Origin of the sequence: Fictibacillus fluitans (assembly GCF_030418125.1) — a bacterium.
Classification (GTDB): Bacteria; Bacillota; Bacilli; order Bacillales; family Fictibacillaceae; genus Fictibacillus_C; species Fictibacillus_C fluitans.
On the sequence record NZ_JAUHTR010000001.1, the window covers coordinates 539,217 to 564,040 of the forward strand.

Annotated in this window: 26 protein-coding genes; 3 read left to right on the forward strand and 23 right to left on the reverse strand. The window is 40.0% G+C overall.

Annotation, left to right across the window (positions count from 1 at the left end; translation table 11 throughout):
- Window positions 1–4: 4 nt before the first annotated feature.
- The 4 genes from QYB97_RS02630 to QYB97_RS02645 form a co-directional block, all read right to left on the reverse strand.
- Window positions 5–400, reverse strand: a complete 396-nt coding sequence (locus QYB97_RS02630) for a DsrE/DsrF/DrsH-like family protein (protein ID WP_301164392.1) — start codon at window positions 398–400, stop codon at window positions 5–7.
- Window positions 400–981, reverse strand: coding sequence for a sulfurtransferase TusA family protein (locus QYB97_RS02635; protein ID WP_301164393.1), 582 nt, complete (start codon window positions 979–981; stop codon window positions 400–402). Before QYB97_RS02635 ends, QYB97_RS02630 begins: the two co-directional genes overlap by 1 nt.
- Window positions 982–993: 12 nt before the next feature.
- Window positions 994–1,293 carry a rhodanese-like domain-containing protein gene (locus QYB97_RS02640; RefSeq protein WP_301164394.1) on the reverse strand — a complete coding sequence of 100 codons (300 nt, stop codon included), beginning with the start codon at window positions 1,291–1,293 and terminating at the stop codon, window positions 994–996.
- A 248-nt stretch (window positions 1,294–1,541) separates the two neighbouring features.
- Window positions 1,542–1,805 carry a metal-sensitive transcriptional regulator gene (locus QYB97_RS02645; RefSeq protein ID WP_301164395.1) on the reverse strand — a complete coding sequence of 88 codons (264 nt, stop codon included), beginning with the start codon at window positions 1,803–1,805 and terminating at the stop codon, window positions 1,542–1,544.
- Window positions 1,806–2,264: 459 nt separating this feature from the next.
- On the opposite strand from QYB97_RS02645, the gene QYB97_RS02650 reads away from it, so the two are divergent.
- The gene (locus QYB97_RS02650; RefSeq protein ID WP_301164396.1) at window positions 2,265–3,014 is read left to right on the forward strand and encodes a sulfite exporter TauE/SafE family protein; all 750 of its coding nucleotides are present in this window, start codon (window positions 2,265–2,267) and stop codon (window positions 3,012–3,014) included.
- A 1,232-nt stretch (window positions 3,015–4,246) separates the two neighbouring features.
- Here QYB97_RS02650 and QYB97_RS02655 read toward each other — a convergent pair.
- The 16 genes from QYB97_RS02655 to spoVK form a co-directional block, all read right to left on the reverse strand.
- Window positions 4,247–4,954: an ABC transporter ATP-binding protein gene (locus QYB97_RS02655; protein ID WP_301164397.1), complete on the reverse strand. Its 708-nt coding sequence runs from the start codon at window positions 4,952–4,954 to the stop codon at window positions 4,247–4,249.
- On the reverse strand, window positions 4,935–5,492 hold the full coding sequence (locus QYB97_RS02660) for a hypothetical protein (protein ID WP_301164398.1): 558 nt from the start codon (window positions 5,490–5,492) through the stop codon (window positions 4,935–4,937). Before QYB97_RS02660 ends, QYB97_RS02655 begins: the two co-directional genes overlap by 20 nt.
- 15 nt (window positions 5,493–5,507) lie before the next feature.
- Window positions 5,508–6,767: an ABC transporter permease gene (locus QYB97_RS02665; protein WP_301164399.1), complete on the reverse strand. Its 1,260-nt coding sequence runs from the start codon at window positions 6,765–6,767 to the stop codon at window positions 5,508–5,510.
- The gene (locus QYB97_RS02670) at window positions 6,764–7,897 is read right to left on the reverse strand and encodes an efflux RND transporter periplasmic adaptor subunit (protein WP_301164400.1); all 1,134 of its coding nucleotides are present in this window, start codon (window positions 7,895–7,897) and stop codon (window positions 6,764–6,766) included. The genes QYB97_RS02665 and QYB97_RS02670 overlap by 4 nt, the downstream gene beginning before the upstream one ends.
- A 135-nt stretch (window positions 7,898–8,032) precedes the next feature.
- Window positions 8,033–9,487, reverse strand: a complete 1,455-nt coding sequence (locus tag QYB97_RS02675; protein WP_301164401.1) for a sensor histidine kinase — start codon at window positions 9,485–9,487, stop codon at window positions 8,033–8,035.
- A gap of 23 nt (window positions 9,488–9,510) precedes the next feature.
- Window positions 9,511–10,191, reverse strand: a complete 681-nt coding sequence (locus QYB97_RS02680; RefSeq protein WP_301164402.1) for a response regulator transcription factor — start codon at window positions 10,189–10,191, stop codon at window positions 9,511–9,513.
- A 22-nt stretch (window positions 10,192–10,213) separates the two neighbouring features.
- Complete coding sequence (locus QYB97_RS25165; protein WP_356948164.1) at window positions 10,214–10,429, reverse strand: hypothetical protein; 216 nt, start codon at window positions 10,427–10,429, stop codon at window positions 10,214–10,216.
- Window positions 10,430–10,618: 189 nt separating this feature from the next.
- Window positions 10,619–10,810, reverse strand: coding sequence for a PTS glucose transporter subunit IIA (locus tag QYB97_RS02685; protein ID WP_301164403.1), 192 nt, complete (start codon window positions 10,808–10,810; stop codon window positions 10,619–10,621).
- Between the two features lie 359 nt (window positions 10,811–11,169).
- Window positions 11,170–12,627 carry a YfcC family protein gene (locus QYB97_RS02690; protein WP_301164404.1) on the reverse strand — a complete coding sequence of 486 codons (1,458 nt, stop codon included), beginning with the start codon at window positions 12,625–12,627 and terminating at the stop codon, window positions 11,170–11,172.
- A 136-nt stretch (window positions 12,628–12,763) separates the two neighbouring features.
- The gene (locus tag QYB97_RS02695) at window positions 12,764–13,843 is read right to left on the reverse strand and encodes an NAD/NADP-dependent octopine/nopaline dehydrogenase family protein (RefSeq protein ID WP_301164405.1); all 1,080 of its coding nucleotides are present in this window, start codon (window positions 13,841–13,843) and stop codon (window positions 12,764–12,766) included.
- Between the two features lie 256 nt (window positions 13,844–14,099).
- A complete protein-coding gene (locus tag QYB97_RS02700; protein ID WP_301164406.1) occupies window positions 14,100–14,819 on the reverse strand; it encodes a FadR/GntR family transcriptional regulator in 720 nt (239 codons plus the stop codon).
- A 636-nt stretch (window positions 14,820–15,455) separates the two neighbouring features.
- Window positions 15,456–16,790, reverse strand: coding sequence for a type I glutamate--ammonia ligase (gene glnA / locus QYB97_RS02705; protein WP_301164407.1), 1,335 nt, complete (start codon window positions 16,788–16,790; stop codon window positions 15,456–15,458).
- A 45-nt stretch (window positions 16,791–16,835) separates the two neighbouring features.
- Window positions 16,836–17,228: a MerR family transcriptional regulator gene (locus QYB97_RS02710; RefSeq protein WP_301164905.1), complete on the reverse strand. Its 393-nt coding sequence runs from the start codon at window positions 17,226–17,228 to the stop codon at window positions 16,836–16,838.
- Window positions 17,229–17,338: 110 nt separating this feature from the next.
- Window positions 17,339–18,604: a methionine gamma-lyase family protein gene (locus tag QYB97_RS02715; RefSeq protein ID WP_301164408.1), complete on the reverse strand. Its 1,266-nt coding sequence runs from the start codon at window positions 18,602–18,604 to the stop codon at window positions 17,339–17,341.
- A gap of 12 nt (window positions 18,605–18,616) precedes the next feature.
- Complete coding sequence (gene hflX, locus QYB97_RS02720; RefSeq protein WP_425589763.1) at window positions 18,617–19,849, reverse strand: GTPase HflX; 1,233 nt, start codon at window positions 19,847–19,849, stop codon at window positions 18,617–18,619.
- Window positions 19,850–19,899: 50 nt separating this feature from the next.
- Window positions 19,900–20,853: a stage V sporulation protein K gene (gene spoVK, locus QYB97_RS02725; protein WP_301164410.1), complete on the reverse strand. Its 954-nt coding sequence runs from the start codon at window positions 20,851–20,853 to the stop codon at window positions 19,900–19,902.
- 313 nt (window positions 20,854–21,166) lie between these two features.
- On the opposite strand from spoVK, the gene QYB97_RS02730 reads away from it, so the two are divergent.
- The gene (locus QYB97_RS02730) at window positions 21,167–21,778 is read left to right on the forward strand and encodes a YitT family protein (protein ID WP_301164411.1); all 612 of its coding nucleotides are present in this window, start codon (window positions 21,167–21,169) and stop codon (window positions 21,776–21,778) included.
- 82 nt (window positions 21,779–21,860) lie between these two features.
- Here QYB97_RS02730 and QYB97_RS02735 read toward each other — a convergent pair whose 3' ends face one another.
- Window positions 21,861–22,436: a YhcN/YlaJ family sporulation lipoprotein gene (locus tag QYB97_RS02735; protein ID WP_301164412.1), complete on the reverse strand. Its 576-nt coding sequence runs from the start codon at window positions 22,434–22,436 to the stop codon at window positions 21,861–21,863.
- A gap of 129 nt (window positions 22,437–22,565) precedes the next feature.
- Here QYB97_RS02735 and QYB97_RS02740 point away from each other — a divergent pair, with 129 nt between their 5' ends.
- Window positions 22,566–23,543: a tyrosine-type recombinase/integrase gene (locus tag QYB97_RS02740; RefSeq protein ID WP_301164413.1), complete on the forward strand. Its 978-nt coding sequence runs from the start codon at window positions 22,566–22,568 to the stop codon at window positions 23,541–23,543.
- A 57-nt stretch (window positions 23,544–23,600) separates the two neighbouring features.
- On the opposite strand, the gene hfq is transcribed toward QYB97_RS02740, so the two are convergent.
- Together hfq and miaA are read right to left on the reverse strand one after the other, a co-directional pair.
- Complete coding sequence (hfq, locus tag QYB97_RS02745) at window positions 23,601–23,828, reverse strand: RNA chaperone Hfq (RefSeq protein ID WP_061969616.1); 228 nt, start codon at window positions 23,826–23,828, stop codon at window positions 23,601–23,603.
- Window positions 23,829–23,842: 14 nt separating this feature from the next.
- Window positions 23,843–24,820 carry a tRNA (adenosine(37)-N6)-dimethylallyltransferase MiaA gene (gene miaA / locus QYB97_RS02750; RefSeq protein ID WP_301164906.1) on the reverse strand — a complete coding sequence of 326 codons (978 nt, stop codon included), beginning with the start codon at window positions 24,818–24,820 and terminating at the stop codon, window positions 23,843–23,845.
- Between the last annotated feature and the right edge of the window lie 4 nt (window positions 24,821–24,824).

Consider the following 24,824-nt stretch of genomic DNA (forward strand, 5'->3'; position numbering starts at 1 on the left):
CCTATTAAAACGTTAAAGTGATATTGGCATCTTTGGCAAACTCAATAAAGGTCATTGCTCCACCGACATCAATACCCTCAATAAAATCTTCTTTCTTCAAATTCATGACGTCCATCGTCATTTGGCATGCAATAATTTTCACACCCATTTCGACGGCCATTTCTACCAGCTCAGGAATAGCCGGAACATTTGCCGATTTGAATCCTTCAGCAAACTGTTCTTTGCCAGCAGGAAGCGGCAAATTTTGATGCGCTTGTTTATGAATCAAATTCAACCCTTCAAATGTAAAAAATATGGTAACTTCCTGATCAGCAGAAGCCGCTGCCGTTGCGATATTAAACACTTTGTATGCATCGAAAAGTCCACCATTGCTTGAGATAATTGCTACTTTGTTTGACATTATTTGTCTCCTCCTTGGAATTTTTCAACTGGGCCCATCCATTCTGACATGCCTGGCACAACATTTTTAATTTTTGTAAAACCTTTGTCTGCTAAAATTTGTGATGCCCGGTCACTTCTATTACCTGTCCGGCACACAACATAAATATCTTTTTCTCGATCTAATTTTTCTATATTGTTCTCGAGTTCACCAAGCGGAATTGAGAGAGATCCCGGAATATGACTGAACATATATTCAGCTGGTTCTCGAACATCGAGAATTACTGTATTTTCTTGTTCAAGTACCTTTTCTAGCATCACGTTATCGACTGTGTGAGGAAATTTGGTGTCTTCCTTCACTTCATCGGGATTCGCCTTACGAAGGTAATGTCTCAATACTTCTCCTTCAGAAGTTGTTCCTAAATATTGATGACCTGTACTTTTAGCCCAACTTTGAATATCAGCGGTTGAGCCTTTATCAGTTGCTTGAATTTCAATGACCTTTCCTGATTCTAATTTTTCCATCGCTTTTTTTGTTTTTACAATTGGCATTGGACACGCTAGTCCTTTGCAATCCAACACTTCGTTTGCAGCAATAGCCATATTAATACCTCCTTATTTTCTTTCCTTCTCCCAAGCAAGCATGCCGCCCGTCATGTTCTTCACGTTCATTGATTTCTCAGAAAGAAACTCACATGCTTTTCCACTTCTTTTTCCAGAACGGCAAACCAAAATATATTCCTTATTGTTATCCAATCGGGTATATTGATTCGGCAAATCTCCCAATGGAATATGTGTAGCTCCTGGAATCATGCCTTGTTCCACTTCTTCCTTTTCCCGTACATCAATAACGTTTATTTCTTTACCACTTTCAATTCGTTTTGCTACTTCTTCGGGGGTAATTTTTTTATACATTGGTTTGTTCTCCCTTCTTTTATACCCAGCGGGGTATTTTTTTAGTTAAAAAGAAAAGCCAATTGGTCTTCTAGTCATTTTCCATCGGCTTGTAATACCTATGGGGGTATAATAACTTACATTTTTTTTGCTGTCAACTATAGAAATTATAAACGATTTGTTTTACTTTATTCTGTATAGCCGTACCCGTATGTGTATTTTTGAAACTTTAGAGAAATAAAAAAACCACCAAGTGATCCTTGGCAGTTTTAACGACTTTTCACCAGCATATTAACAGCTTCCTCGACCGCTTTTTGATGGGAAAGATCTCCTTCTTCCATTTGCTTTTTAATACATTCCTCTAAATTCTTCCCCACAATTAACCCAATGGTCCTGTCAATGGCAGTTCGGCAAGCACTTAATTGTGTAACCACATCCCTGCAATCCTTGCCTTCTTCAATCATCTTTAATATTCCTCGCAGTTGTCCCTCTAACCTTTTCAGACGATTTTTCATTGGATCGGTATATTCCATAGATACACCACCTTCTCAAGTTGATTTTTTTCATCTATTTACTTGGAATTATAACATGTGAAAATAAGAATAATAAATATATTAAAATGCGCATTCTATTCAGAGAAATTTGTACTGCACTTAATATTGCAAAAAATCCACAATAATCAGGTTTGAAGCAGATTGAATACCTTACTATTTATATAATCAGGTTCATTTTTTGCATAAGCCGTTAATTACATTAGGTTGCCTTCCGAGATTCTAATACCATAGTTCCTCTCTATAAGGTGTCAATATCTTCTCGATTTACAGCAGCAAGGGGAAGGGAAAAGACTAACTGCAAAAAACTCAAACGGACGGGTTAATTGGAATACATTCAGATTACATCAGGGGTTATTTTGTAAAAAATATGATAAAGTTAGAGGGAAGATAGCAAATGATTTTAGGATTAAATTAAGAACCCGGAGTTGTTGTGTTTTCATGTCTGTGACAGTTATTATACTGGTGGTTGCAGCCGTTTTTATTGGGGCGTTGTCACGTGCAACATTTGGATTTGGTGAAGCTGTTGTCAGTATGCCTTTACTTGCATTATTGCCTATCGATTTACATACATCAATTTCCTTAATCGGATTAGCAGGACTTACAGTAGCTTTATTAACTGCAATTTCAGGATGGCGTTATATTGATCGTCCTGCTCTAATTCGATTAGTTATTGGGGCTTTAGTAGGTATTCCAATAGGTCTGCTATTGGTCATAAAATTACCTGCAGGTATTGTAACGGTTGTACTGGGTATATTTTTAATATTATATGGCTTTTACTCTTTTATGAAAGTCACTTTTGCAAAACAAGCTTTTAATCCAAGGCTAAAGGCAAGTTTTTGGGCACTTCCAATAGGAATTATATCAGGTATCATGGGAAGTGCTTATAATACGCATGGCGTGCCAGTTGTTGTTTATGGTACTCTAAAACGCTGGGAACCGAATCGTTTCCGTGGCACTTTACAGGCTCACTTTTTAATTTCGGGTGTTTTTATAGTAGCTGGACAAGCGCTTGGAGGACTATGGACAAAGGATTTACTCCTTTTGTTTGGCTTTTCTTTACCAATGGTTGTTATTGCAACCTTTTTGGGTATTTTTATACACAATCGTATTCCTAAAGAAAAATTTGAACGGTATGTATTTCTCCTTCTCGTACTTCTGGGTGCTTTGCTGTTAGTCAATACAGCTTAGATGGCGGTCAAATTCGTATTTTTCTATTCACTATACTTTGTGAGCATGCAGTGTGAATGACTTAGATCCTCATTTTCCACACAACGGACCGCATATGTCGCAAGCTTCGTGCTTTCATCTGTATAAATAATTAAATTTAAATCTTTCCTACGCTGAATTCAGCGTAAAGGTCATACAAAAAGTAACCTACTCAGTGGATCTAGGTTACTTTTTGTTTTGTAGCCGTCCTTCTACCTATAACCTTTCACAAAGTCCGAACATTTTTATTTCATACATCTAGACAGTATACGTGCTCATTATTTTTTTAAAAAAAAGCTTGCATTTTCCCAATCAAAGGGTTGTGTTAATAACACATAGCATCCCTACAGTGAATTATGCTTGGGCTTGTTAATTAAATCCATTAAATTTTGGTGGTCAAAATGTGGTCAATGAGCATTTGACTAATAACACTGCCACCAAAAAAACAAATAAAAACCCCCTGACACCAATAGTGTCAAGGGGTCTGGGTTTTAATACATGCTCATGTATTGTTCGCGTTCCCACGGGTGAACCTGCGTACGGAAGATATACCCACCAGTTTTTTTACGTATGATTACTTTCTAAACTCGTATAATATCAGTGTGTAATAAATAAAAGTATTTAATAAAAAAATTAAAACCAAGGTTTTGATGGACAAAAAAAGGTCAACTTGATGGTCAGTTAAACTTAATTATTTGAACCAAGAAAAACAAAAAGACTCCGTTTAAAATGAATAATCCTTTTTTAACAAACAACATCGAAAACAATTTTTGAGTAAAACATAAACTTAAAACGCTCACTCGCAAAACGAGTGCCATTCATAAAATTACTCAACGCCTAATGCTTTAAAAACAGCATCTTCTGGACTTTTATAAAAAGATATTTTGAAATTCAGCAAAAAGTTCCGGTGGAACTGTTACTATATCTACTGCAGTTGATATAGTAACAGAATCTTCTTTGCACCTGACTCAAAGCTTACTTGTAAGACGTTCGCAAGCCTTTGTTTATAGTAACACTAATACTTATAGCCCCAAGAACCGCCAACTAACTTAGCACTGGCTTTTGCATAGACCCTGAACATAATGCTATGAATGCTCTAATGATAGCTCACTAGTTAATCCAGTACAGTGTATATCTTGTATGCATCAAATAATCTTTCAAGTTTTTACTAATTATGCCAACTGTTTATAAGTCCGGCCATGATGTAAGTAGAATTAATATGATAGTCCTTTGACCACTTGCATGTTCTTATCACTGATTAGTCCATCTTCTACCCGGATGACGCGTTTCGCTTTTGCTGCAATACTTTCATCGTGGGTAATCATGACGATGGTTTTCCCTTCATTGTTCAGCTCCTGAAAAAAAGACAGAACCTCTCCGCCTGTTTTCTGGTCTAGAGCACCTGTTGGTTCATCTGCAAGAATCAAAGGGCAATCCCCGACCAGGGCACGAGCAATGGCCACACGCTGCTGCTGACCACCTGAAAGCTGATTGGGGCGGTGGTTTATCCGATTCCCAAGTCCCACTCTATCAAGTGTTTTAGCTGCTTTTTCCCTAGCCTCCTTATAACTATCCCCTCTAAGAAGAAGGGGGAGGGCGACATTGTACAACGCGGTATATTTAGAAATAAGGTTGAACTTTTGAAAAACGAATCCGATTTTCACATTCCTGATTCTAGCGTACCTTTGTTCAGAATGCTCTGCGATATTCAGTCCATCAAGAAAATAATCGCCGCGATCGATCGTATCAATCAGGCCGATGAGGTTCATCAGGGTAGTTTTTCCCGAACCGGATGGTCCCAGAATGGCGACAAACTCTCCTGCATCAACAGAAACTGAAACACCCTTCAGTACATTGACTTGGTGCTCACCTATACCATAAGACTTATAGATATCCTTCATTTTAATTACCGCCTCTGCCACCTTTGCCACCTCCAGTCCTTGGTTTTTGGACTCTGATCTTTTCGATTGTTTTTCCGTTTTCCTGATAGTAAACAGATAAGATGCTGCCTGGTGTCACTTCATTCAGGCTTATTTCGCTTTCTTCCATGCCACCTTCCCCTCGTGTAACGGTCACCAATGAGACACCTACAGGGATAACGAAAGTTTTTTCCTCACCTGTATATTTCCTTTCCTTTGTTGCGCTGCCACCTCCGACGGCTCCGGCACCTTCCCCTCCTCGTCCACTTGCGCCACTTTTTCGGCCGCCGCCATTTCCGTCCTTTTCTCCATTCGCTGCAGATCTTTCAGGCTTTTCTATTAATCTCAATTCAACTTCATTTCCAATCATTTCAGATACTTCCCCATATAAACCTATTTCGTCCATATTACTTGCCGCAGCAGAACTCTCCTTTTCTCCGCCTGAAGCTAAAGAAGAATTACTTTCTTCTGAGTTAGAACACGCTGCGATCGTAAAAGTCAGCAAGAGTATTGAAAATGAACTAATCAATTTATTCTTCATAAAAAATCACTCCTATCAATCGTAGTTCAATGCTTCGATCGGTTTTAGCTTAGATGCCTTTGCGGCTGGGTAGTACCCAAAGAAAATACCTGTAATCACAGAGAAACCAAGGCCAATAAACACACCTTCTACTGAAGCCAGGTATTGTATATCCGTAAACGATAGAACCCAAGGAGCAAATACACTCAGTAAAACTCCAAGCATTCCTCCGCAAAAGCTGATAAAGGAGGCTTCGAGCAAGAACTCCATTAAAATGACACTCCTTGCTGCACCAATGCTTTTAAGGATTCCAATTTCACGTGTACGCTCCTTAACAGCTACCATCAACACGTTCATGATCCCAATTCCGCTTACGATCATAACGATGGCGGCAACAGCGATTAGCAGGGCAGACATGGTTTTGGATGTGTCCTGTGCAGAGGAAAGAGTGCTGCCCGCATCAACAACCGTATAAGCTTCCGAATCACCGATGGTTTCTCCAATATATTGCTTGATTTCATCAATTGCAGGCTGGACGCTGTCTATATTGTTTGCCTGCGCGATAAAGGTTATGGACGCTCCTCCTCCCCCTCCTCTTGCTCCGCTGCTGCCAGACGTATATTTCACGGCGACATCATAAGGAATGAACGCCATGTCATCAGCAGAAGTTGAATTGGCCATTCCTCCGCCGGTGCTCATTCCTCCAGAACCGCCGATCCGATCCAATACTCCTGTGACCGTATAAGAGGTCCCTTTTAACAGAACTTTCTGGCCAACAGCTGAATCGATATCTCCTTCAAATAAGAGATTCGCCATGTTATATCCCAAGACGACTACCTTGTTCCGCAGCAAACCATCTTCGTCCGTAAACAGTTCCCCAGCAACGGGAGTCAGGTTCGTAATATCGGCGTATGTTTCATTAATGCCTTGAATATTGACCGTCTCAGCTGTTGTGCCAAAGGCAATATCCGAAGAAGTCCTTGTACTAATTCCAACACTGCCGACATTCGTCAACAATTCAGGCATGAGAAGGGCATCTTCTTTAGTAAGCGATTTGGAAGTGGAAGATCCTCCTTTGCCGCCCCCAGATCCGCCACGTGCTTTTGAGATCGTAATACTTTCAACTGACAGCCTTTTATATTGATCTTCGACTGCCTTTTCACTTGCTTTTCCAATCCCAACCACCATGATAATCGTGAACGTACCGATAATGATTCCAAGTGATGTTAAAAATACCCTCACCTTATTGTGAGCCACGCTGAGCAGGATCGAACGCAATTGCTCAACTATCTTCATTTTTTCACACCGCCTATCTGGATGGTCTCTCCTTGTTTAAGCCCTTCTGTTACTTCTGTTTGAACGCCATTTGTCAGACCGCCCCTAATGGCCCTTTTTTCCGTTTTTTCTCCCGTCTTCACTGTGACATATTGCTTACCGTCTTCAACAAATATCGCCTTGTTTGGAACGAGCAGGACATCTTTTTTTTCTTTCTTGAGAAAGGTAACAAAAGCGGTCATCCCTTCTTTGATAGCAGCGTTCGGTTCAGCCAATTTGCCGGTAACCTCATACGTCACAATCCCAGAACTATCAATTTTCGGTGTGCTGTTAACCGAAACGACCTTACCTTGAAGATTCTCAAGCTTCAAGGAATCAATCGCGACTCTCATTTCCTGATCTTTTTCAATACCTGAGATATCACTTTCAGTCGCACTAGCCTTTATATAGATAACAGAAGGATCAACAATGGTCATAAAAGCGGTATCAGAGGCCGCGGAATTGGTGTCCGTTCCAGCTTTAACACCTGATACAACTTCGCCTACTTTATAATTAATGGTTGTAATTTCGCCATTGATTGGTGCTTTAAGGTAAATTTTGTTCATGTTATTTTTAGCTTCCTGCAATTTGTTTTTTGCATCTTCTATCTCTAAGCTGGTACTTTGAATGGCACCGTTGCTATTGAGTAATGTTTGGTATTTTTTATTTTCGATTTCATAAGCTGCCTTTAATGTAAGATCATCCGGCCTGGCGTCCCATTTAGCCTTTGCTTGATCAACCTTATATTTAGCATCCAATTTTTCAATTTCGTACTTGTTAGCCGCTTCAGAATACATCGCATTGGCTTTACTTAATGCGTTCTCTGCTTGGGTAACAGCAAGCTTTAAATCGGTATCCTCAAGCACCGCAAGAATTTCTCCCTTTTTTACTTTTTGGCCGGTTTGCGCCTTTATTTCTTTGACTGTCCCGCTCAATTCAAAACTCAAATTGACCAAAGGCAGACTGATTCGTCCATCCGCCCCCAAACCAACCTCTAGATTTCCTTTCTTCACTTTCTGCTCGGTTGTTTTTACAGGAGTCGATTCTGCCTTATCCGAACACCCCGCTAATAATCCCGCTCCCAATGAACAAGAAAGAAGGATTGCGATCATTTTTCTCCTCATAAGTACCAGTCCTTTCTTTTTTCCACAAGATTTATAGTAACAGGTATTTGTGATGCCTATGTGTGGAGCCCGGAGAAATTCATTTACAAAAAAAGACAGTACCTTTTTGTAAGGAGCTGCCTTTTATCGGGAAATATATTTATTGAGCAAAAACCAAAATTCTACACCATCTTCAAGATTTCTCACCCCATATTCGCCTTCATGAAGATGGATAATAGCTTTAACAATCGATAGTCCAAGACCGGAACCTCCGTATTCCCTTGTTCGGGCCTTGTCAATTTTATAAAAGCTGTCCCAAATCCGTTCCAGCTGGGCAGATTCAATCGGTTTTCCTGAATTAAAAATACCAACTCTTATTTGATTTTTTGTCTCCTCAATAGAAACGGAAATGATTCGATTATTATCAACATAATCCAGCGCATTGTTAAGGTAATTGGTAACCACTTGTTCGAGTCGTTCTTCGTCTGCCATTACCAACGCAGTACCTTGAAATGAATTGTGTAAATTGATTCCTTTTTCAGCAAAAACTAATTTATATTTATCAAGGATTCCTGCAACTAATTGAGTGATGTCGACCTTTTCCAAATTCATTTTCTTATAACCTGCCTCGACCTGAGCCAGATCAAGCAGACTTAATACAAGCTTGTCCATTTTTTTAGTTTCATCAATGATGACGTCACAATATAATTCTTTGTCATCCTTATTAATATTGAGTTTTAATCCTTCTGTATATCCGCCTATTAGTGAAATGGGCGTTTTTAATTCATGGGAAACATTCGAGAGCAATTCTTTTCGTGATTGCTCCACTTTTTCCTTTAACTGTATATCTTTTTTCAGCTGTTTATTGGCAATCGCCAGTTCATTGATTTTAAGATCTAATTGCTTTGAAAGAAAATTTATGTTATTGGCCAATTCACCAGTTTCATCTGATGAATCAACTGTAATTCTTTCTGAAAAATCCATTTTGGCCATTTTTGAAGTGATTCTGTTTATCTTGATAATTGGTTTCGAAATTTTGTCTGATACATAAAGCACGACTGCTGTTCCAATTAACCCAACGAAGAGTGAGGTATAAAGGATAAAGTCACTGGCAGCCTTCACACTGTCCTTCATGGCATCAATGGACGTACTAATAACGGCATAACCCCTTGTTCCGTCAGGCAGAGTGATGGCTGAATAAAGGCTTAAGAATTCGGTTTTTGTTCTTCTGTCCTTCCTTGTTAAAATAACAGGTCCACCTTTAAATTTATCTAAGTAGCTGCTGATCAATTCCTCATCATGCCTCATGGGAGACCTCGATTGTTGATTTTGATATTTAGCCGGACGTTTTAATAAAGCTAATCTAAAAAAAGGTTCATACTCACTGTCAAGGATTATAATCGTCACATTTTTATTATCCTGAAGAGCGGATAACTTTTCTTCAAAGTCCTTTTCCTTCGTTATAATTTGTTCTGTTAGATTAAAACTCTCTTTCAATGTTTTTTTCTTATTGGACTGATAAAAATTTTCAAGGAATAATACACTGAAAAGTTGGATGATCGCAATAAACAGGAGGATGATAGCTAGCAGAATTGCCATTAATTTGGTCCTTATTGTAATTCTCATGTTTGTTCCCTCAATTTGTAACCTACGCCTCTTACTGTCTCAATATAAGCCCCATATATTCCAAGCTTGGCCCTTAACTGCTTGATATGGGTGTCAACTGTCCTTAAATCTCCATTATAGTCATAACTCCAGACTCCATTCAGGATTCTGTCTCTTGATAAGGCTAAACCTTCATTTTTAAATAAATACAATAGCAAATCAAATTCTTTTGGTGTTAAATCAATGCTTTTTTCATCGACAGATACACTATGCTGATTATTGTCAATTGCAATACTACCAATTTGAAGCCTGTCCGGTTCCTTTTTCCCCAATTGTTTTAACAGGTTTTCCACCCTCGCGACCAAAATGCTTGGAGAGAACGGCTTACAGACATAATCATTTGCGCCAAGTCGAAATCCGGTAAGTTGATCACTTTCCTCACCTTTGGCTGTCAGCATGATAACCGGTACTTTTGATATGCTTTTTATTTCACTCAATACCTCCCATCCATCCATGATCGGCATCATCACATCGAGAATGACGAGATCAATCGATTCACTCATTTTCAAAAATGTGTCAAATGCATTCTTACCGTTTTCAACACAAATCACTTCAAAACCAGCATTTAAAAGAAAATCAGAAACGAGCTTTCTAAGTCTTAATTCATCATCTGCAAGCAATACAAGTGGTTTTTTCAATAAGTAACACTCCCAATTACATCTATTTAAAAAGTATTATCAGATTTCTGTGATGATTGTGTGATGGTAGCCTTACCCCTTTACAGTGTATGATTAAGACCTTATTTATATTGAATGACCTTTTCATCAAATTGTAAGCGTGGAATATAGGGTCTCCTTCGTAGGTATAGCTCATAACTCGTATAATATAATATCCTTGTTTGTTAAATAAAAACATTAAGAACTTTTCAAACCTTATTAAATTTAATAAATACCATTCTGATTCATTTTGTTAAATCTAAAACACAAAAAAGCAAGCTCTCAAATTTAAAAAGCTCACTTTACTTTTTACCCGCTCTCTTTAATCACTTTGAATCGTAATATTTAAAATCTCCACCTCTATTTGCACTACAACCCCTGGCTTTCTCACACTCTCTATTATTCTACCTTAATTTATAACAATTGGGGTAATACTATCTGCCGCGTACTCTTCGATAGAATTTAAATCAAAGCTAACCAATGGGTCACAAACTTTTATGATATCTCCTTGTTTAACATGTGCCTCAAATCCTTCTCCATTCAAAGCAATCGTTTCTAAACCAACATGAATGAGAATTTCTACACCTGATTTGCATTTCAATCCGATTGCATTAAGTTGGCAATCCTACTCCTTTTCCGTTTGCCATAACATAAACTAGCAACCATATTGTAGGCCAACTACATTATTCTCAATTAAGCATTCTGGCACAGATTCATTTGTAAATCTATTTCCATTTAGCAAGCTTAACAAAAGGATTAAATTCCATTAATAAAACACTTGATTTTAATGCGGATAACCATTCGGAATTATTTGGTGTTTCTAAGACTTATAGTTCAAAACGAACAGGAAAGTCTCCATATTTTTTGGCGGAAAACTTTCCAAGTTTGAATCTTAAAGTGATCAAACTCCAAGCATAAAAAATGAGGAGGAAGCACGCAGCGCCTCTCCTCTACTAATATTTAGAAAGGTCCTACTTTTATCCACTCAGCTATAGTAGCCAATATAATTACGGCAATAGTAAGTATTGCTGCAAGTGGTACTGCAAATCTAAACCATTTTCCAAAAGGAACACGAGCAAGTCCAAGAGCCCCTATCAATACCGAATAACTTGGCAAAATTAGATTAGTTATTCCATCACCAAATTGATAAGCTAAAGTTGCGGTTTGTCTTTGAATTTCTAACAAATCAGCCAAAGGGGCCATAATAGGCATGGAAACAACAGCCATTGCAGAGGAACTTGGAATTATTAAGTTAATCATACTTTGCACAAAAACCATCATTCCAGGAACGAGAAGTGTTGGCATGTAAGACAAAGGTTGAACCACATAATTAATTAATGAATCTAAAATTACTCCACTCTCCATAATGGTTTGAACCCCTCGTGCAAATCCTACTAATAATGCCGGATAAAGCAAAGATTTCGCACCATCAACAAATCTGTCTGCTATTTCGCCAGCTTTCATCCTGGAAACTATACCTATAAGAACACCAACTAACATAAAATAAGAAGTAAGCTCAGGCATACCAAAATTTAGCCTTAGCATAGCATAAATCATAAATACTACCGATGTACCAAATAAGATTAAAACCCTCTTGTGTAATCCCGTCATAACTACTTTTTCTGGGTCCTCATCCATTTCAAGTTTGCTAAAATCTAAATGAGAAACTAAACTTTTTAAGGGATCTTTCTTAACCTTAGTTGCATATTTTAGCAAATACCAAGCTGATATACCAAAAATCACAACCGCACTTACTGCCCTAAACCAAAGTCCGGAATAAAGTGGAAGCCCAGCAACTTGTTGGGCTATACTCACATTAAACGGTCCTGTCAGAGAACCTGCGTATCCTAAAGATGTAGCAAAAACAACAGTAGCTACAGCAACTATAGGATCATATCCCATAGAAACTGCCATCATTGCAATAAATGGTACAAATATAATACCTTGTTCAGCAAATCCAAAAGTCATGGAAAAAGAGAAAAGAACGGCGAAGATAAAAATAAACGACCATTTTTCGTATGGCTTTCCCTTAAAAAAACAGACCACTTTTGCAATTAAAGATTTAATAGAACCTGTTTGAGTCAAAAGACCAAAACTTCCGCCAACCACTAGAATAAAAAGAATAATTACATTGGCGTCCATAAAACCCTTTTGAATTAGCTTCCATGTTTCCCAAAAGCCCACAGGACTCTTTTGTACTAAATGAAATGACCCGGCTTGAACAATTTCTCGGCTTGTCGTTTTATCCATCACTCTGTCGTATTGACCAGCAGGAACTAACCATGTCGCAATCACAGCTAATAGTATTAGAATAGCAATTATTACATACGCATTTACTTCTCCAGATAATTTTTCTTTTAATTTCCGCTTTCTTGTTTTAGGATTTTTCTCGATACTCGTATCAATTTTAGGAAGCATACTTATAAACCCCTTTTCATTATTAAGCTCAGCTAGGTTTCCACTTTATCTAACTCCTACTTCATTTGGTGGCGCTTTCAATTTTGAGTATCACTCCATGTTTTATTTGTAAAATAACCTATGTATTAACAAACAATTATGAAGATAAAAGTTCTAAAATTTGGGTAGAACTTTTCCCTTCCAATCCCAGCCTTTTTAATGATCTTCCTTCTTCCCAAAAATTTCTTTTTAATAATGTGTTTCCTAATTCAACAATGGCATTAATAGTAGGAGTCTCTATGCCTACTGCTTTTCCTAATTCAGAAAGAGGAACAAGCCCGGTTGGAATATCTTCAAAAAGATATCTGTTATTCAGAGATGTAGATCCTTGAATTCCTTCGTACGCAGTAACGCCCTGTATTTTATCATAAAGACTTTCTCCTTGGACACCATAGCTATATCCATACCAATCAGACACCGATGGCAAATTGGCACCCAGGGCTTTTCCGACTTCCAGACGTTCATTGTCCATCTGCTCTATGAGGGCAGCAATTGATGGGGTCACTCCATCAAAATAGTATCGAAACACTTCCTGTGATTCAATTCGTCCTGCGTTAAGTATAGTTGGTGCAGGATGTAGCATAGCGTTTACATTTTCTAAACTGGTCATCATGATACTTGATACAGGTTGAAATTGTGGGAATGCCTGATTCAATAAATTGGCTACTTGTGTCGCTTTTCTAGATGGCAGGGCAGCAACACAGACTTTCTCTTTAAGTCCACTAATTAGGACTTCCCCTGACCTAGGACTTCTACAGGCATAAAGCAAAGTATTAGTTTCTGCTACAACTGGAATCGATGAACATTCTTCTTCCTTAAGTATGTTCATTACTTCCAAGGCACCTCCAGTTGCACCCGGATTAAGTACAATAATTTGATCTCCTGAAACATATGGAGCCATAGCTTTAGCAATACTTGCATGATAAACCGAAGGAATAACCACCATAATAATATCCGTATTTACTATAGCTTCGTTAATTTTATTAGTGATTAAATTAATTGAAACCTCTCCTTTTAAAGCTCCCTCCGCCCTGATTTTCCCTGTTATTTTTAATTCTTGTACTCTTTCAGGATCAACATCATAAAGATTAACTTTAAATCCTAATAAAGTGAGATGGACTGCAAAAGCATGCCCTCCATTACCTGCTCCAATAATCGAAAAAATCAGTTTTTTCAATACAATCATCCCTTTACATATTTTTTTAAACCAAAAAATATATTAAATAATAATTAATTACTAACCATATATTATTTTCCCCCTGCCACAATCACATTTAAAATTTGTTCAATTGTCCTACATTTAAACAACCTTTAAATATATATAAACACAATGAGGTTTCCTTCGTCAATTAATTTTTTGATAATTACAAATGATATTTAATAAAATAAAAAAGATGTGCTTTTGGTTCTAGCACATCTTTTCTAAATTATATCTAACTGGTAATCATTTTATCGGAATCTGCTCGTTTTAGGATTCCTTTTGCCACAATAATATGTTTTCTCATTTTTTCTTCAGCTTTTCTCGGACTACGACTTTTAATAAGATCCTTAATTTCTTCATGTTCTTTAATTTCCCGAATCAAATCTTGCTCAGTAAGATGTTTGATTAGCAAAAGTTTCCTCTGTGCATTTAACTCCTCATTTATAGATTCAAGAAATTTAATCAGAAGTGTATTATTAGATATTTCTGCGATGGCCATGTGAAATTCATAGCCAATAATCGTATCATAAGATCCACTACTAATTGTTTCTTTTGACTTTTTAATTATATTTTCAAGTTTTTTAATATCAGCTTCATTTGCTTTCTCAGCAGCTATATAGGTCAATTGAGGTTCAATAATAAGCCGTGTTTCTAATAATTCACTAAGTGTATTCCCTTGTCTTAATAATCCTGCTAGTTCCATGGCATATATGTTTTGGTGAGCATTGGCGGTTACGAATGTTCCATGTCCTGCTTTAGAAAAAATAATTTTTGAATGTTCTAATGCTTTTAAAGCTTCTCTTATACAATTACGGCTCACTTCAAAACGTTTAGATAATTCTATTTCACCAGGAATTTTGTCCTCAGGTTTCCATTGTTTATTTTTTATAAGTTCAATTATTTCTTCGATCACAGCCTCATAAAGTGTTCTACGATTTAAAGGTTTTATCATGACATCCCCTCAGAATAAGAATAATTAGCTTGTTCTTCCATTAAATCAAATTCTAACATAATTGTTGTAATATAAAGCATACCAGAAAAAATATCTATCGCAATATGAATTGATTTATTGATTTTCTAATTTAAAACCTACTAAATGCCTTATAAACTCCTCAACTGCTTACAATATTTCTCTTTTTAAAACATTAAAGCATATTAGCTCTTTTAAACATTAAGACACTTCATTTTTGATATGTAAGTTAAACTTCTGGCTCTAAAAAGTCAAAGAACGTAACAAGACAATACTCCTTAGGGTTTGTTATTTTACATTCAGTAAATAGAATTTTAAAGGGCATACAAAAAGCAACCCAATCAGTGCGCACACTGATCGAGGTTACTTTTTTGTTTTTAGAGTTTGTTATTTGTTCTAAAGCCGGTCCTTCAACCTATTGCTTTCATGAGTAACTGACGTAACACAGACTTTACAGGGGTATGTCCAAAACTTGTATTGAAAGCATGTTAAATAAATCAATCCATTAAATTTTGGTGGTTAAAATGTGGTCACTATGCGCATTTTGGCTAATAAAACTGGCCACCAAAAAAACAAATAAAAACCCCCTAACACCAATAGTGTCAAGGGGTCTTGGTTTTAATACATGCTCATGTATTGTTCGCGTTCCCAAGGGTGAACTTGTGTACGGAACATATCCCACTCAATTTCTTTTGCTTCCACAAAGTGTTCAGCCGCATGCTCGCCAAGTGCTTTGATCAGCACTTCGCTCTTCTTCAAGCGGTCGATCGCTTCTTTAAGCGTTGCAGGAAGATCTTTGATTCCTTCTGCTTCACGCTCATCTTTATCCATAACATAAATGTTGCGGTCAATTGGTTCTGGAGTTTGCAATTGGTTCTTGATTCCATCAAGACCGGATGCAAGCAATACCGCCATAGCAAGGTAAGGATTTGCTGTAGGGTCAACACTGCGTACTTCTACACGAGTGCTCAGTCCGCGGGAAGCCGGGATACGGATCAGCGGGCTTCGGTTTTGCATGGACCATGCAACATAACAAGGAGCTTCATAGCCAGGAACCAGGCGCTTGTAAGAGTTTACAGTCGGGTTGGTTACTGCCGTAAAGTCTTGAGCATGCTTCAGGATTCCAGCAAGGAACTGCATCGCTGTTTCGCTGAGTCCGGTTTCAGTAGACGCGTTGTAGAATGAGTTTTCGCCATCTTTAAATAAAGACATGTTGGCGTGCATTCCGGAACCGTTCACACCAAACAGCGGCTTCGCCATAAAGGTTGCGTGAAGTCCATGCTTGCGGGCAATGGTCTTAACAACAAGCTTAAATGTTTGGATGTTATCACAAGTTGTTACAGCATCCGCATATTTAAAATCAATTTCGTGCTGTCCAGGAGCTACTTCATGGTGAGATGCTTCGATTTCAAAGCCCATGTCTTCAAGCTCAAGAACGATATCGCGGCGGCAGTTTTCGCCAAGGTCTGTAGGAGCAAGGTCAAAGTATCCGCCTTTGTCGTTAAGCTCAAGTGTCGGCTCGCCTTTTTCATCATTTTTAAAGAGGAAGAATTCTGGTTCTGGTCCAATGTTGAAGTCCGTGAAGCCCAAATCTTCCATTTCTTTCAGTACGCGTTTTAAAATTCCGCGAGGGTCGCCGGCAAATGGCGTTTCATCGGGATTGTAGATATCACAGATCAGACGCGCTACTTTTCCTTTTTCAGATGTCCAAGGGAATACAACCCAAGTATCTAAATCCGGGTAAAGAAGCATATCGGATTCCTCGATGCGCACAAATCCTTCGATAGAAGATCCGTCAAACATCATCTTATTATCCAATGCCTTTTCCAATTGTCCGATAGGAATTTCCACGTTTTTGATTACGCCCAAAAGATCGGTAAACTGAAGGCGAATGAAACGTACATTTTCATCTTTTGCGATTTGCATGATGTCTTCTCTTGTAAATTTAGCCAATTGTTATTCCTCCTTAGAAATTGAATACAGCATTCGTTGGTAAGATTAGTGGAAAAAGCGGGATAGTTCCCCCTGGATCAAGGACGTCTTTCCCAGTCTGCCGGCATGCATCAAGTCACGCTTTAATCGGCGGTGAATAGCAGCTTCAGACATTTTTTCGGTCTTAACCTCATTTTTCAAAAGGCTGACTGCCTGCTGGTTAAGCTCAAAAACCCGCTTAATTCCTGCAAGGTTGACGCCTTGTTCAATCAGAGACTTGATTTCCAGCAATTTATCCACATCGTTGAAAGAGAACATTCTCCGGTTGCCCTCCGTCCGGGCCGGGTTAATCAGTTCATGTTCTTCATAATATCGAATTTGCCGGGCAGATAATTCAGTTAGCTTCATAACAATACTGATCGGAAACAAAGGTTGATTCCTTCTTGTATCATCATTCATCATCGTAAGCCCTCCTTCCAACTACTTTTATCTTATGTTACATAACCTAACATGTCAATACAATGTGAGAAGAAATAACATAAAATTATCAAAAAATATTTTATATTCGTTTAATGAAGCAGATTTTGTTCCAATAATTGGTCAATGGCCGTCAAAATAGCGATTTTTACATGTTCATACGTAAGGCCGCCCTGTACATATGCGATGTATGGCGGTCGGATCGGTCCGTCGGCTGTGAGTTCAATGCTGGCTCCTTGGATAAACGTCCCGGCTGCCATAATTACATCGTGTTCATATCCCGGCATATACCCGGGATATGGAACGGCGTGCGCATTGACGGGTGAAACAAGCTGAATCGCCTGGCAAAACGCCACCATTCGCTTTTCATCGTTAAATTTAACAGACTGAATCAAATCGGTACGCTTTGCGTTCCATGCCGGAGTCGTCTCCATTCCGAGACTCTCAAGCAGAGCTGCTGTAAAAACAGCTCCCTTCAAGGCCTGTGCGGTAACATGCGGCGCCAAAAAGAACCCCTGGTACATTTCAAGAAGACTATAAAGAGAAGCCCCTGCTTCCGCACCGATTCCTGGTGACGTAAGGCGGTATGAACACCGTTCCACCAGTTCTTTCTTTCCTGCTATGTATCCACCGGTCTTGGCTAGCCCGCCGCCGGGGTTCTTGATCAGTGAACCGGCAATGAGATCCGCCCCTGCTTGGCACGGCTCCATTTCTTCGACAAACTCTCCATAGCAATTATCAACAAACACCACTACATCGGGTTTGATTTCCTTAACGAACGAAATCATCTCCCTGATTTCTTCAATCGTAAAAGATGGCCGGTCCGCATATCCCTTGGACCGCTGTATGCCGATCATACGTGTTTTATCGTGAATGGCACTTCGGATACCATCAAAATCAGGCCGTCCGGAAGGAGTCAGTTCGGTATGCTGATAGGTTATGTCGTACTCTTTTAACGAACCGGTTCCTTTTCCGCGAATTCCCACAATTTCTTCAAGCGTGTCGTATGGCTTTCCGGTGATATAGAGGAGCTCGTCCCCCGGCAGCAAAACACCGAACAATGAAAGCGAAATGGCGTGGGTTCCTGAAATGATCTGCGGGCGGACGAGCGCTGCTTCGCCTCCGAATACCTGGGCATATACCTTTTCAAGCGTATCGCGGCCCGCATCATCATAGCCATACCCGGTGGAGGGAGTGAAATGAAAATCACTCACCCTTTGTTCTCTGAAGCTTTTTAACACTTTTAATTGATTAAATTCAGCGGTCTGCTGGATCCGCTCGTGCTGCTCTCGGATTTTTTCTTCTGTGGCTCTTGATAAGGTTTGTAATCTTTCTCCGTTTTGAAACTGTGAAAACATGTGGTGCTCCTTTTATTGTAGTTTCGTTGATGGCAGCGCATAGCCTTTGCATTCATAGCTTTGAGTTTCTTCTTCAAACTTTTGCTCCATTAATACGGTTGCCGTTTTCAGCGTGGACAGTGTTTTTCCTTCTGAAGCCGGTACAAAGATATGATAGTATTCCATCTGCTTTTTCACTTCTGCTTCAATGACTTCTTTTAAGCGCTGCAAATCATCCGTCTCAAAGGCAGAGATGGAAATGGATGTAGAAGCTGCCGGAATGAAACCTTCATTAAATTGATCTTTCTTATTAAATACGGTCACCATGGGGATGGACGCAGCACCCAGTTCCTTTAGGATGGAAAGCACAGTTTCTTCATGCTGTCCGCGGTCTTCACTTGACCCGTCGATCACATGGATGAGTACATCCGCTTCTTTCACTTCTTCAAGCGTTGAGCGAAACGCTGCAATCAGCGATGTGGGCAAATCCTGAATAAACCCTACAGTGTCAGTGACAAGCACCTGCATTCCCGTAGGAAGACGCATCTTTCTCGTTAATGGATCAAGGGTCGCAAACAGCAGGTTTTCTTCATAGCTGTCTGCCTTTGTCATTCCGTTGAACAATGTCGATTTCCCTGCGTTAGTGTAACCGACAAGTGCTGCTTGTATGGCCTGGTTTTCCTTTCGCCTTTCCCTGTACCGTTCGCGGTGGTGAACGATATCCTCCAGCTGGCGTTTAATATCGGTAATCTTCGTGCGGATATGCCGCCTGTCCTGTTCGAGCTTTGTTTCCCCGGGACCTCTGGTTCCAATACCGCCTCCAAGACGCGACAAAGACGTACCAATACCGGCAAGCCTTGGAAGAATGTATTGCAGCTGGGCCAGTTCCACCTGCAGCTTACCTTCCCGCGATCGTGCACGGGTAGCGAAAATATCCAGGATCAGCTGTGTCCGGTCAATGATCCGCGCTTCAAAGTACCGGGACAAATTCCTGTTTTGCGCTGGTGTAAGCTCATCATTAAAAATGATGATATCGGCTTCCAGTTCCTCTTCAAGTGCCACAATCTCTTCAATCTTGCCTTTTCCAATAAAAGTGGATGCATCGTATCGATCCCTTTTTTGGGTAACTGTGGCCACAGCTTGTCCCTGAGCCGTTTTTGTCAACGACTCCAGTTCTTCTAGCGAATAAAAAAATCGCTCGTCGGTTAGCCCTGGCAGCTGACAGCCCACGAGGATGGCTTTCTCTGATTGAGAATGCGTAGTGATATCTTCCAAAAAATCGACCTGCTTTCATTTTTTATCATACGTTCATCATATCAAATTCCTTGTTTCTCTTCCAGATGCAGGTCGTCTTGCGTAAGAGTCATCAATGATTTTTTGTCAGTACGTTCTTCTTTTAATAACCGGACAGATTGTTTTCTCACTGCTTTTTCAATAATGTTGCGGATATATCTTCCGTTCGAGAAGGATTTCTCACTGGCTGCACACACGCGCTGCAGGTGCTGCCTGAGCTTCCACTCCGAATCTTTAGCCATGATATACTGCCGTTCGGCCACCATTTTCCGGCTGATTTCCATGAGTTCATCAACCGTATAATCGGGGAAAGTGACCATGATGGGGAAACGTGATGGCAAACCGGGGTTCAATTTTAAGAAACGGTCCATCTCTCCTGAATAGCCGGCAAGAATCAGGATGAAATCATGCTGCTGGTCTTCCATCGCTTTAACAAGGGTATCAATCGCTTCTTTCCCAAAATCCTTTTCACCGCCGCGGGCGAGCGAATAGGCTTCATCAATAAATAATATTCCGCCCATCGCCTTTTTTAACAGTTCTCTTGTCTTCTGGGCGGTATGGCCGATATATTCCCCGACCAGATCGGCACGCTCCACTTCAATCAGGTGCCCCTTTGAAAGAACATTCATTTCATGAAACAGGTTTCCAAGCAATCGGGCAACTGTTGTCTTACCTGTTCCCGGATTTCCTTTGAACATCATATGAAGCACTTGCTTTTCAACCTTCAGCCCTTGATTTTCCCTGCATTTATTCACATAAAGCCATGCATAGATTTCCTTAATGAAATTCTTCAATTCCTCCATGCCAACCAGTGACGACATTTCCTGTTCCATTTTCTTTAAGGGGAGATGTTTTTCTAGCTGCCGCCCTTCCTTCGGTGCGGATACTGGCACTTCCTCCACCTTTTCTCTTTCGGTGTTCTGGTTCAGGATAATGTTGATTTGCGTCTTCTTTTTAAATGTCATGGAATCATGCAAGAGATTCACCTCTCTTTAGCTGTCTAGAATTAATATACGCATGACATTGTTTAGGTGTGACAAATGCCTATCTTTTCCTGCCCTCATTCTAATGTATTCTTAAGAACAGCAATTATACGGGCTTGGGGAGCAACACAAGATTCTTAATCTTTATAATTATTTTTGTATATTTATACATATTTATCCCTATAAATGTTCTGATAAACAGTATTTTCAGAAATTTCAATGTATATTTAACCGAAAAATTGTATTGACTAATATTTCTAGCTGCCTTATTGTTGAAGTTAGTTGCATATAAAGGAACGATGAAAAAATGTATTTTATTAAAAAGGCTCTGCTGGTTATTACCGGATTGTTTTTAACCGCTTTCGGAACAAAGCTGCTGACCATTTCCCATCTCACATTTGGGGGCACAGCGGGCATCTCCACCTTGTTAACGTTTTCAACGGGGATTTCCTGGGGCGTTTGGTTTTTTGTCATTAACCTTCCCTTCTTTATCTTATCGGTAAAAAGATTGGGAATGCTGTTTTCTGTTTATACACTGCTTTGCATCTCTTTGATTTCCATCATTAACGGCTTTTTGAACATTCCTCCGACAAGTGGCGTCCATCCGATATTTATTGCCGTAGCCGCAGGATTGATTATTGGAAGCGGAGTGGTGCTCGTCCTCAATAACGGAGCATCTCTTGGAGGCATTCATATTTTGGCCGTGTATATGGATCAGCATCTTTCCATCAACCGCGGAAAGACACTGTTCATTACGGATCTTCTTATTGTTTTGTCCGCCTCATTGATGGTTGGTATCGTGAACGCACTCTATTCGGTAATCACCATTACCATTGCAAGCTTCCTTGCCGGCAAGTTCAAGCCCCAGCAGGGAGCCAAAGCAGATAAGAATGATATTCCAATCGAAGCTTCTCTTTAAGTAAAAAAACCCTTAGATTTTTCTTCATTTCAGAAAAATTTAAGGGTTTTTGTCTTTTTCTGCGCTTCTCCGGGAAATAGTTTTATTCGTACACTTGCTTTCCCTGATTATTGTGCTTCATCCGGTCCATGTCTTTTTGTTCATTTTTCTTTGCCTGATTGGACGGCGGAACAATCCTGCCAATTAATATCCCCAGCTTATTATAGGCATCATCCGTATTCAGCGTATCACCCTCATCAATTTTGCGCTGGATTCCCCTCATTTCCTTAATGATTGCCGGATCTGCTGTTATGGCAGCATTCTTTCCGTGTTCATTTCCCTTGATGCTCTGGTAGACCTTCAGCCGCAGCCGGTCCTTTTGTTCCCGGGAAAGCGGTTTGTCGGGATTAATTCCCACGAGCGTATAAATGCCGCTGACAATGACATCTGCCTGTTTAACCCCTGGCACGGTTACTGCAAGATCATGAATTTCCTTCGCATTTTTCGCTTCGTAATTTTTTTCATTCACATTCGGAGCATCATTTTGTGAGTTCGGCAAATTCTTTTGGTTGACCTTCGTGGGAGCCTTGTAATTTTTATCCTGATCAAGGTCCAGTTCCCTATTGGAACAGCCGGCAATCAAGATTACAGCACCAATGACTAGCAAAAAGTTTCGCATGGAATAACCCTCTCTTTTTTCTTGTTACGGTTAGTGTTTAATCTTCCAGAGGCAAATATTCATTTTGTTAATATGTGCTCATAGAGGTACATATTGGTATAATGAAAAAAACGCCATACGGAGGTTGCTATGTTTCCGCTAATCGATTCCTTGCCACGCTATTCGGCTGTTTATTTAGAAGCATTGGAGAAGAAAGGCAGACAGGAAAGTACCATCAGGCGATATTTTTATGATGTAAATGACTTTTTGGCCTGGATGCGCGTCGTTAAAAAAGAGGACAGCTTTTCAGTCTTTCAATCACTGCAAACCAAGGACTTTCAATCTTACTTTGATTTTTTGATGAACGAGAGGCACTATTCGCTTCGCACCCTTCGGCGTGTGCTGACGGTGCTCAAGCAGCTCGTCCAGTTTCAGATCGCATTAGGGAGCCTTTCGTTCAATCCGGTAGACGGGGTGGAAATCGGTCCTGAGAATGATACAACATTTACAGAAGAAAACTTTATCACAAGTGATGAGCTGGAACAGCTGTTTGAAACCGTCCGTTCATTTGACGGATTGACTGAAAACCAGCAAAAGTACCGCCACTTGCTGATCGACCGCAATCAGTCGATCATTACATTGTTAGCGTATTATGGGTTAACACTGCAAGAGCTCACTTCACTCCGGATGAAACATATTAACTTTACAAAAGGTTACATGCATGTTCCCTCGGAAACCAGCCTTACCCGTGAAATACCATTAAAGAAAAATGATCAAAAGGTACTGTATTCATATTACGAAACCATTCCGCAGGCTGTTCGTCCTGCATGGTATTCCAACGACCATTTTCTGGCTGCATTTGATTATCAGCGGGGAACCTACCGCTGGGTATATAGAACACACTCCCCAAAACCGCTCACTGAGATTGCGGTACAAAAAATGATCCGGATGGAAATCCAGCGGTCCGGTTTGCGCAAGGGAATTTCGGCCCAGCATCTGAGGAGAACGTGCATCCTCAATGATGTAAAGGCGGGACTTGATTTTGAAACGATGAAAACCAAATACGGATTCAAATCTCCCTTAAGTTTGCGCCGGTACTATGATTACCTGCAAGTCATACCAACATAAAAAAACCTTGCTGAACACTCAGCAAGGTTTCTTTTCATTTCCCAACGTACCTATGTATTAATTTTCAGCCGGCAGCTCGACCGGACGATGAGGCGTAAAAGTTGAGATGGCATGTTTGTATATTAAGTGTTGTTTTCCTTCTGATTCCAGGATGACCGTAAAGTTATCGAACCCTTTCACCAGCCCTTTTAGTTGAAAACCATTTAGTAAATATACAGTGACATAGATGTTTTCTCGTCGTAATTGATTCAGATACTGATCCTGGATATTGATCGCTTGCTTCATGTATACAGTCCTCCTCATTTGCCATTAGAATAGTCATTCGACAAGTTCTTTTCTTTTCCTTCTACAAATAATCTGATTTCATTAAATTTCTCGTAAAAGTTTAAAGCGGACATATCAAACCATTGAATATCCATTTGGTTCCGAAACCAGGTATACTGGCGCTTGGCATATCGTCTTGAGTTCCGCTTCAGCAGTTCAACCGCTTCTTCAAGCGTTAAACGGCCCTCCAAATATTCATAGATCTCTTTATAGCCGATCGCCTGGACCGACTGGCAGTCCCGGACCCCCTCGTGGTATAAACGCTTCGCTTCCTCCAAAAGTCCCTGGGACATCATTTGATCCACCCGTTCATCGATGCGTTCATACAGCAGGCCGCGGTCCATGGAGAGTCCGATCATGGTCAAATCGTATGGTGAATCTTGAGATTGTTCCTGCTCCTTGAGAGTCTCTGTCATCGTCTTCCCGGTCACATGATAAATTTCCAGTGCACGGATGACCCTTCTCACATTGTTGGGATGAATCCGCTCAGCGCTCTCCGGATCTTTTTCCTGGAGCAGGGCGAACAGCCAGTCCGCCCCTTTTTCTGAAAGAATATTCTCCAGTTGCTGACGGTATTGTTCATCGCCGGAAGCCGTTGAAAACATGTATTGATGGGTAACTGAGCGGATATAAAGGCCGGTGCCTCCTACAATAATGGGCACTTTACCGCGCCTGTTAATCTCCGTAATGCATGCTTTGGCCCGTTCCTGAAATTCTGCCGCAGAAAAGGAATCACACGGATCTTTAATATCAATCAAGTGATGCGGAATGCCTTCCATTTCTTCGTTTGAAATTTTGGCAGTCCCAATGTCCATACCCCTGTAGATCTGCATGGAATCCCCGCTGATCACCTCGCCGTTCAGAGCTTTAGCCAGTTCTATTCCGGTTTTTGTTTTTCCGACCGCTGTGGGACCTACAATTACAATCAATCGTTCTTTCATAAAAACTCCTATCAAT

Excerpts from the sequence above, each read along its gene's own strand:
- QYB97_RS02630 (WP_301164392.1), bottom strand. The coding sequence starts at position 400 with ATGTCAAACAAAGTAGCAATTATCTCAAGCAATGGTGGACTTTTCGAT.
- QYB97_RS02675 (WP_301164401.1), bottom strand. The coding sequence starts at position 9,487 with ATGGCAATTCTGCTAGCTATCATCCTCCTGTTTATTGCGATCATCCAA.
- QYB97_RS02710 (WP_301164905.1), bottom strand. The coding sequence starts at position 17,228 with ATGAATGATGATACAAGAAGGAATCAACCTTTGTTTCCGATCAGTATT.
- QYB97_RS02660 (WP_301164398.1), bottom strand. The coding sequence starts at position 5,492 with ATGAAGAATAAATTGATTAGTTCATTTTCAATACTCTTGCTGACTTTT.
- hfq (WP_061969616.1), bottom strand. The coding sequence starts at position 23,828 with ATGAAGCAAGCGATCAATATCCAGGATCAGTATCTGAATCAATTACGA.
- QYB97_RS02690 (WP_301164404.1), bottom strand. The coding sequence starts at position 12,627 with ATGCTTCCTAAAATTGATACGAGTATCGAGAAAAATCCTAAAACAAGA.
- QYB97_RS02635 (WP_301164393.1), bottom strand. The coding sequence starts at position 981 with ATGGCTATTGCTGCAAACGAAGTGTTGGATTGCAAAGGACTAGCGTGT.
- QYB97_RS02670 (WP_301164400.1), bottom strand. The coding sequence starts at position 7,897 with ATGATCGCAATCCTTCTTTCTTGTTCATTGGGAGCGGGATTATTAGCG.
- QYB97_RS02700 (WP_301164406.1), bottom strand. The coding sequence starts at position 14,819 with ATGATAAAACCTTTAAATCGTAGAACACTTTATGAGGCTGTGATCGAA.
- QYB97_RS02715 (WP_301164408.1), bottom strand. The coding sequence starts at position 18,604 with ATGTTTTCACAGTTTCAAAACGGAGAAAGATTACAAACCTTATCAAGA.
- QYB97_RS02645 (WP_301164395.1), bottom strand. The coding sequence starts at position 1,805 with ATGGAATATACCGATCCAATGAAAAATCGTCTGAAAAGGTTAGAGGGA.
- QYB97_RS02735 (WP_301164412.1), bottom strand. The coding sequence starts at position 22,436 with ATGCGAAACTTTTTGCTAGTCATTGGTGCTGTAATCTTGATTGCCGGC.
- QYB97_RS02640 (WP_301164394.1), bottom strand. The coding sequence starts at position 1,293 with ATGTATAAAAAAATTACCCCCGAAGAAGTAGCAAAACGAATTGAAAGT.
- QYB97_RS02740 (WP_301164413.1), top strand. The coding sequence starts at position 22,566 with ATGTTTCCGCTAATCGATTCCTTGCCACGCTATTCGGCTGTTTATTTA.
- QYB97_RS02665 (WP_301164399.1), bottom strand. The coding sequence starts at position 6,767 with ATGAAGATAGTTGAGCAATTGCGTTCGATCCTGCTCAGCGTGGCTCAC.
- QYB97_RS02650 (WP_301164396.1), top strand. The coding sequence starts at position 2,265 with ATGTCTGTGACAGTTATTATACTGGTGGTTGCAGCCGTTTTTATTGGG.
- QYB97_RS02730 (WP_301164411.1), top strand. The coding sequence starts at position 21,167 with ATGTATTTTATTAAAAAGGCTCTGCTGGTTATTACCGGATTGTTTTTA.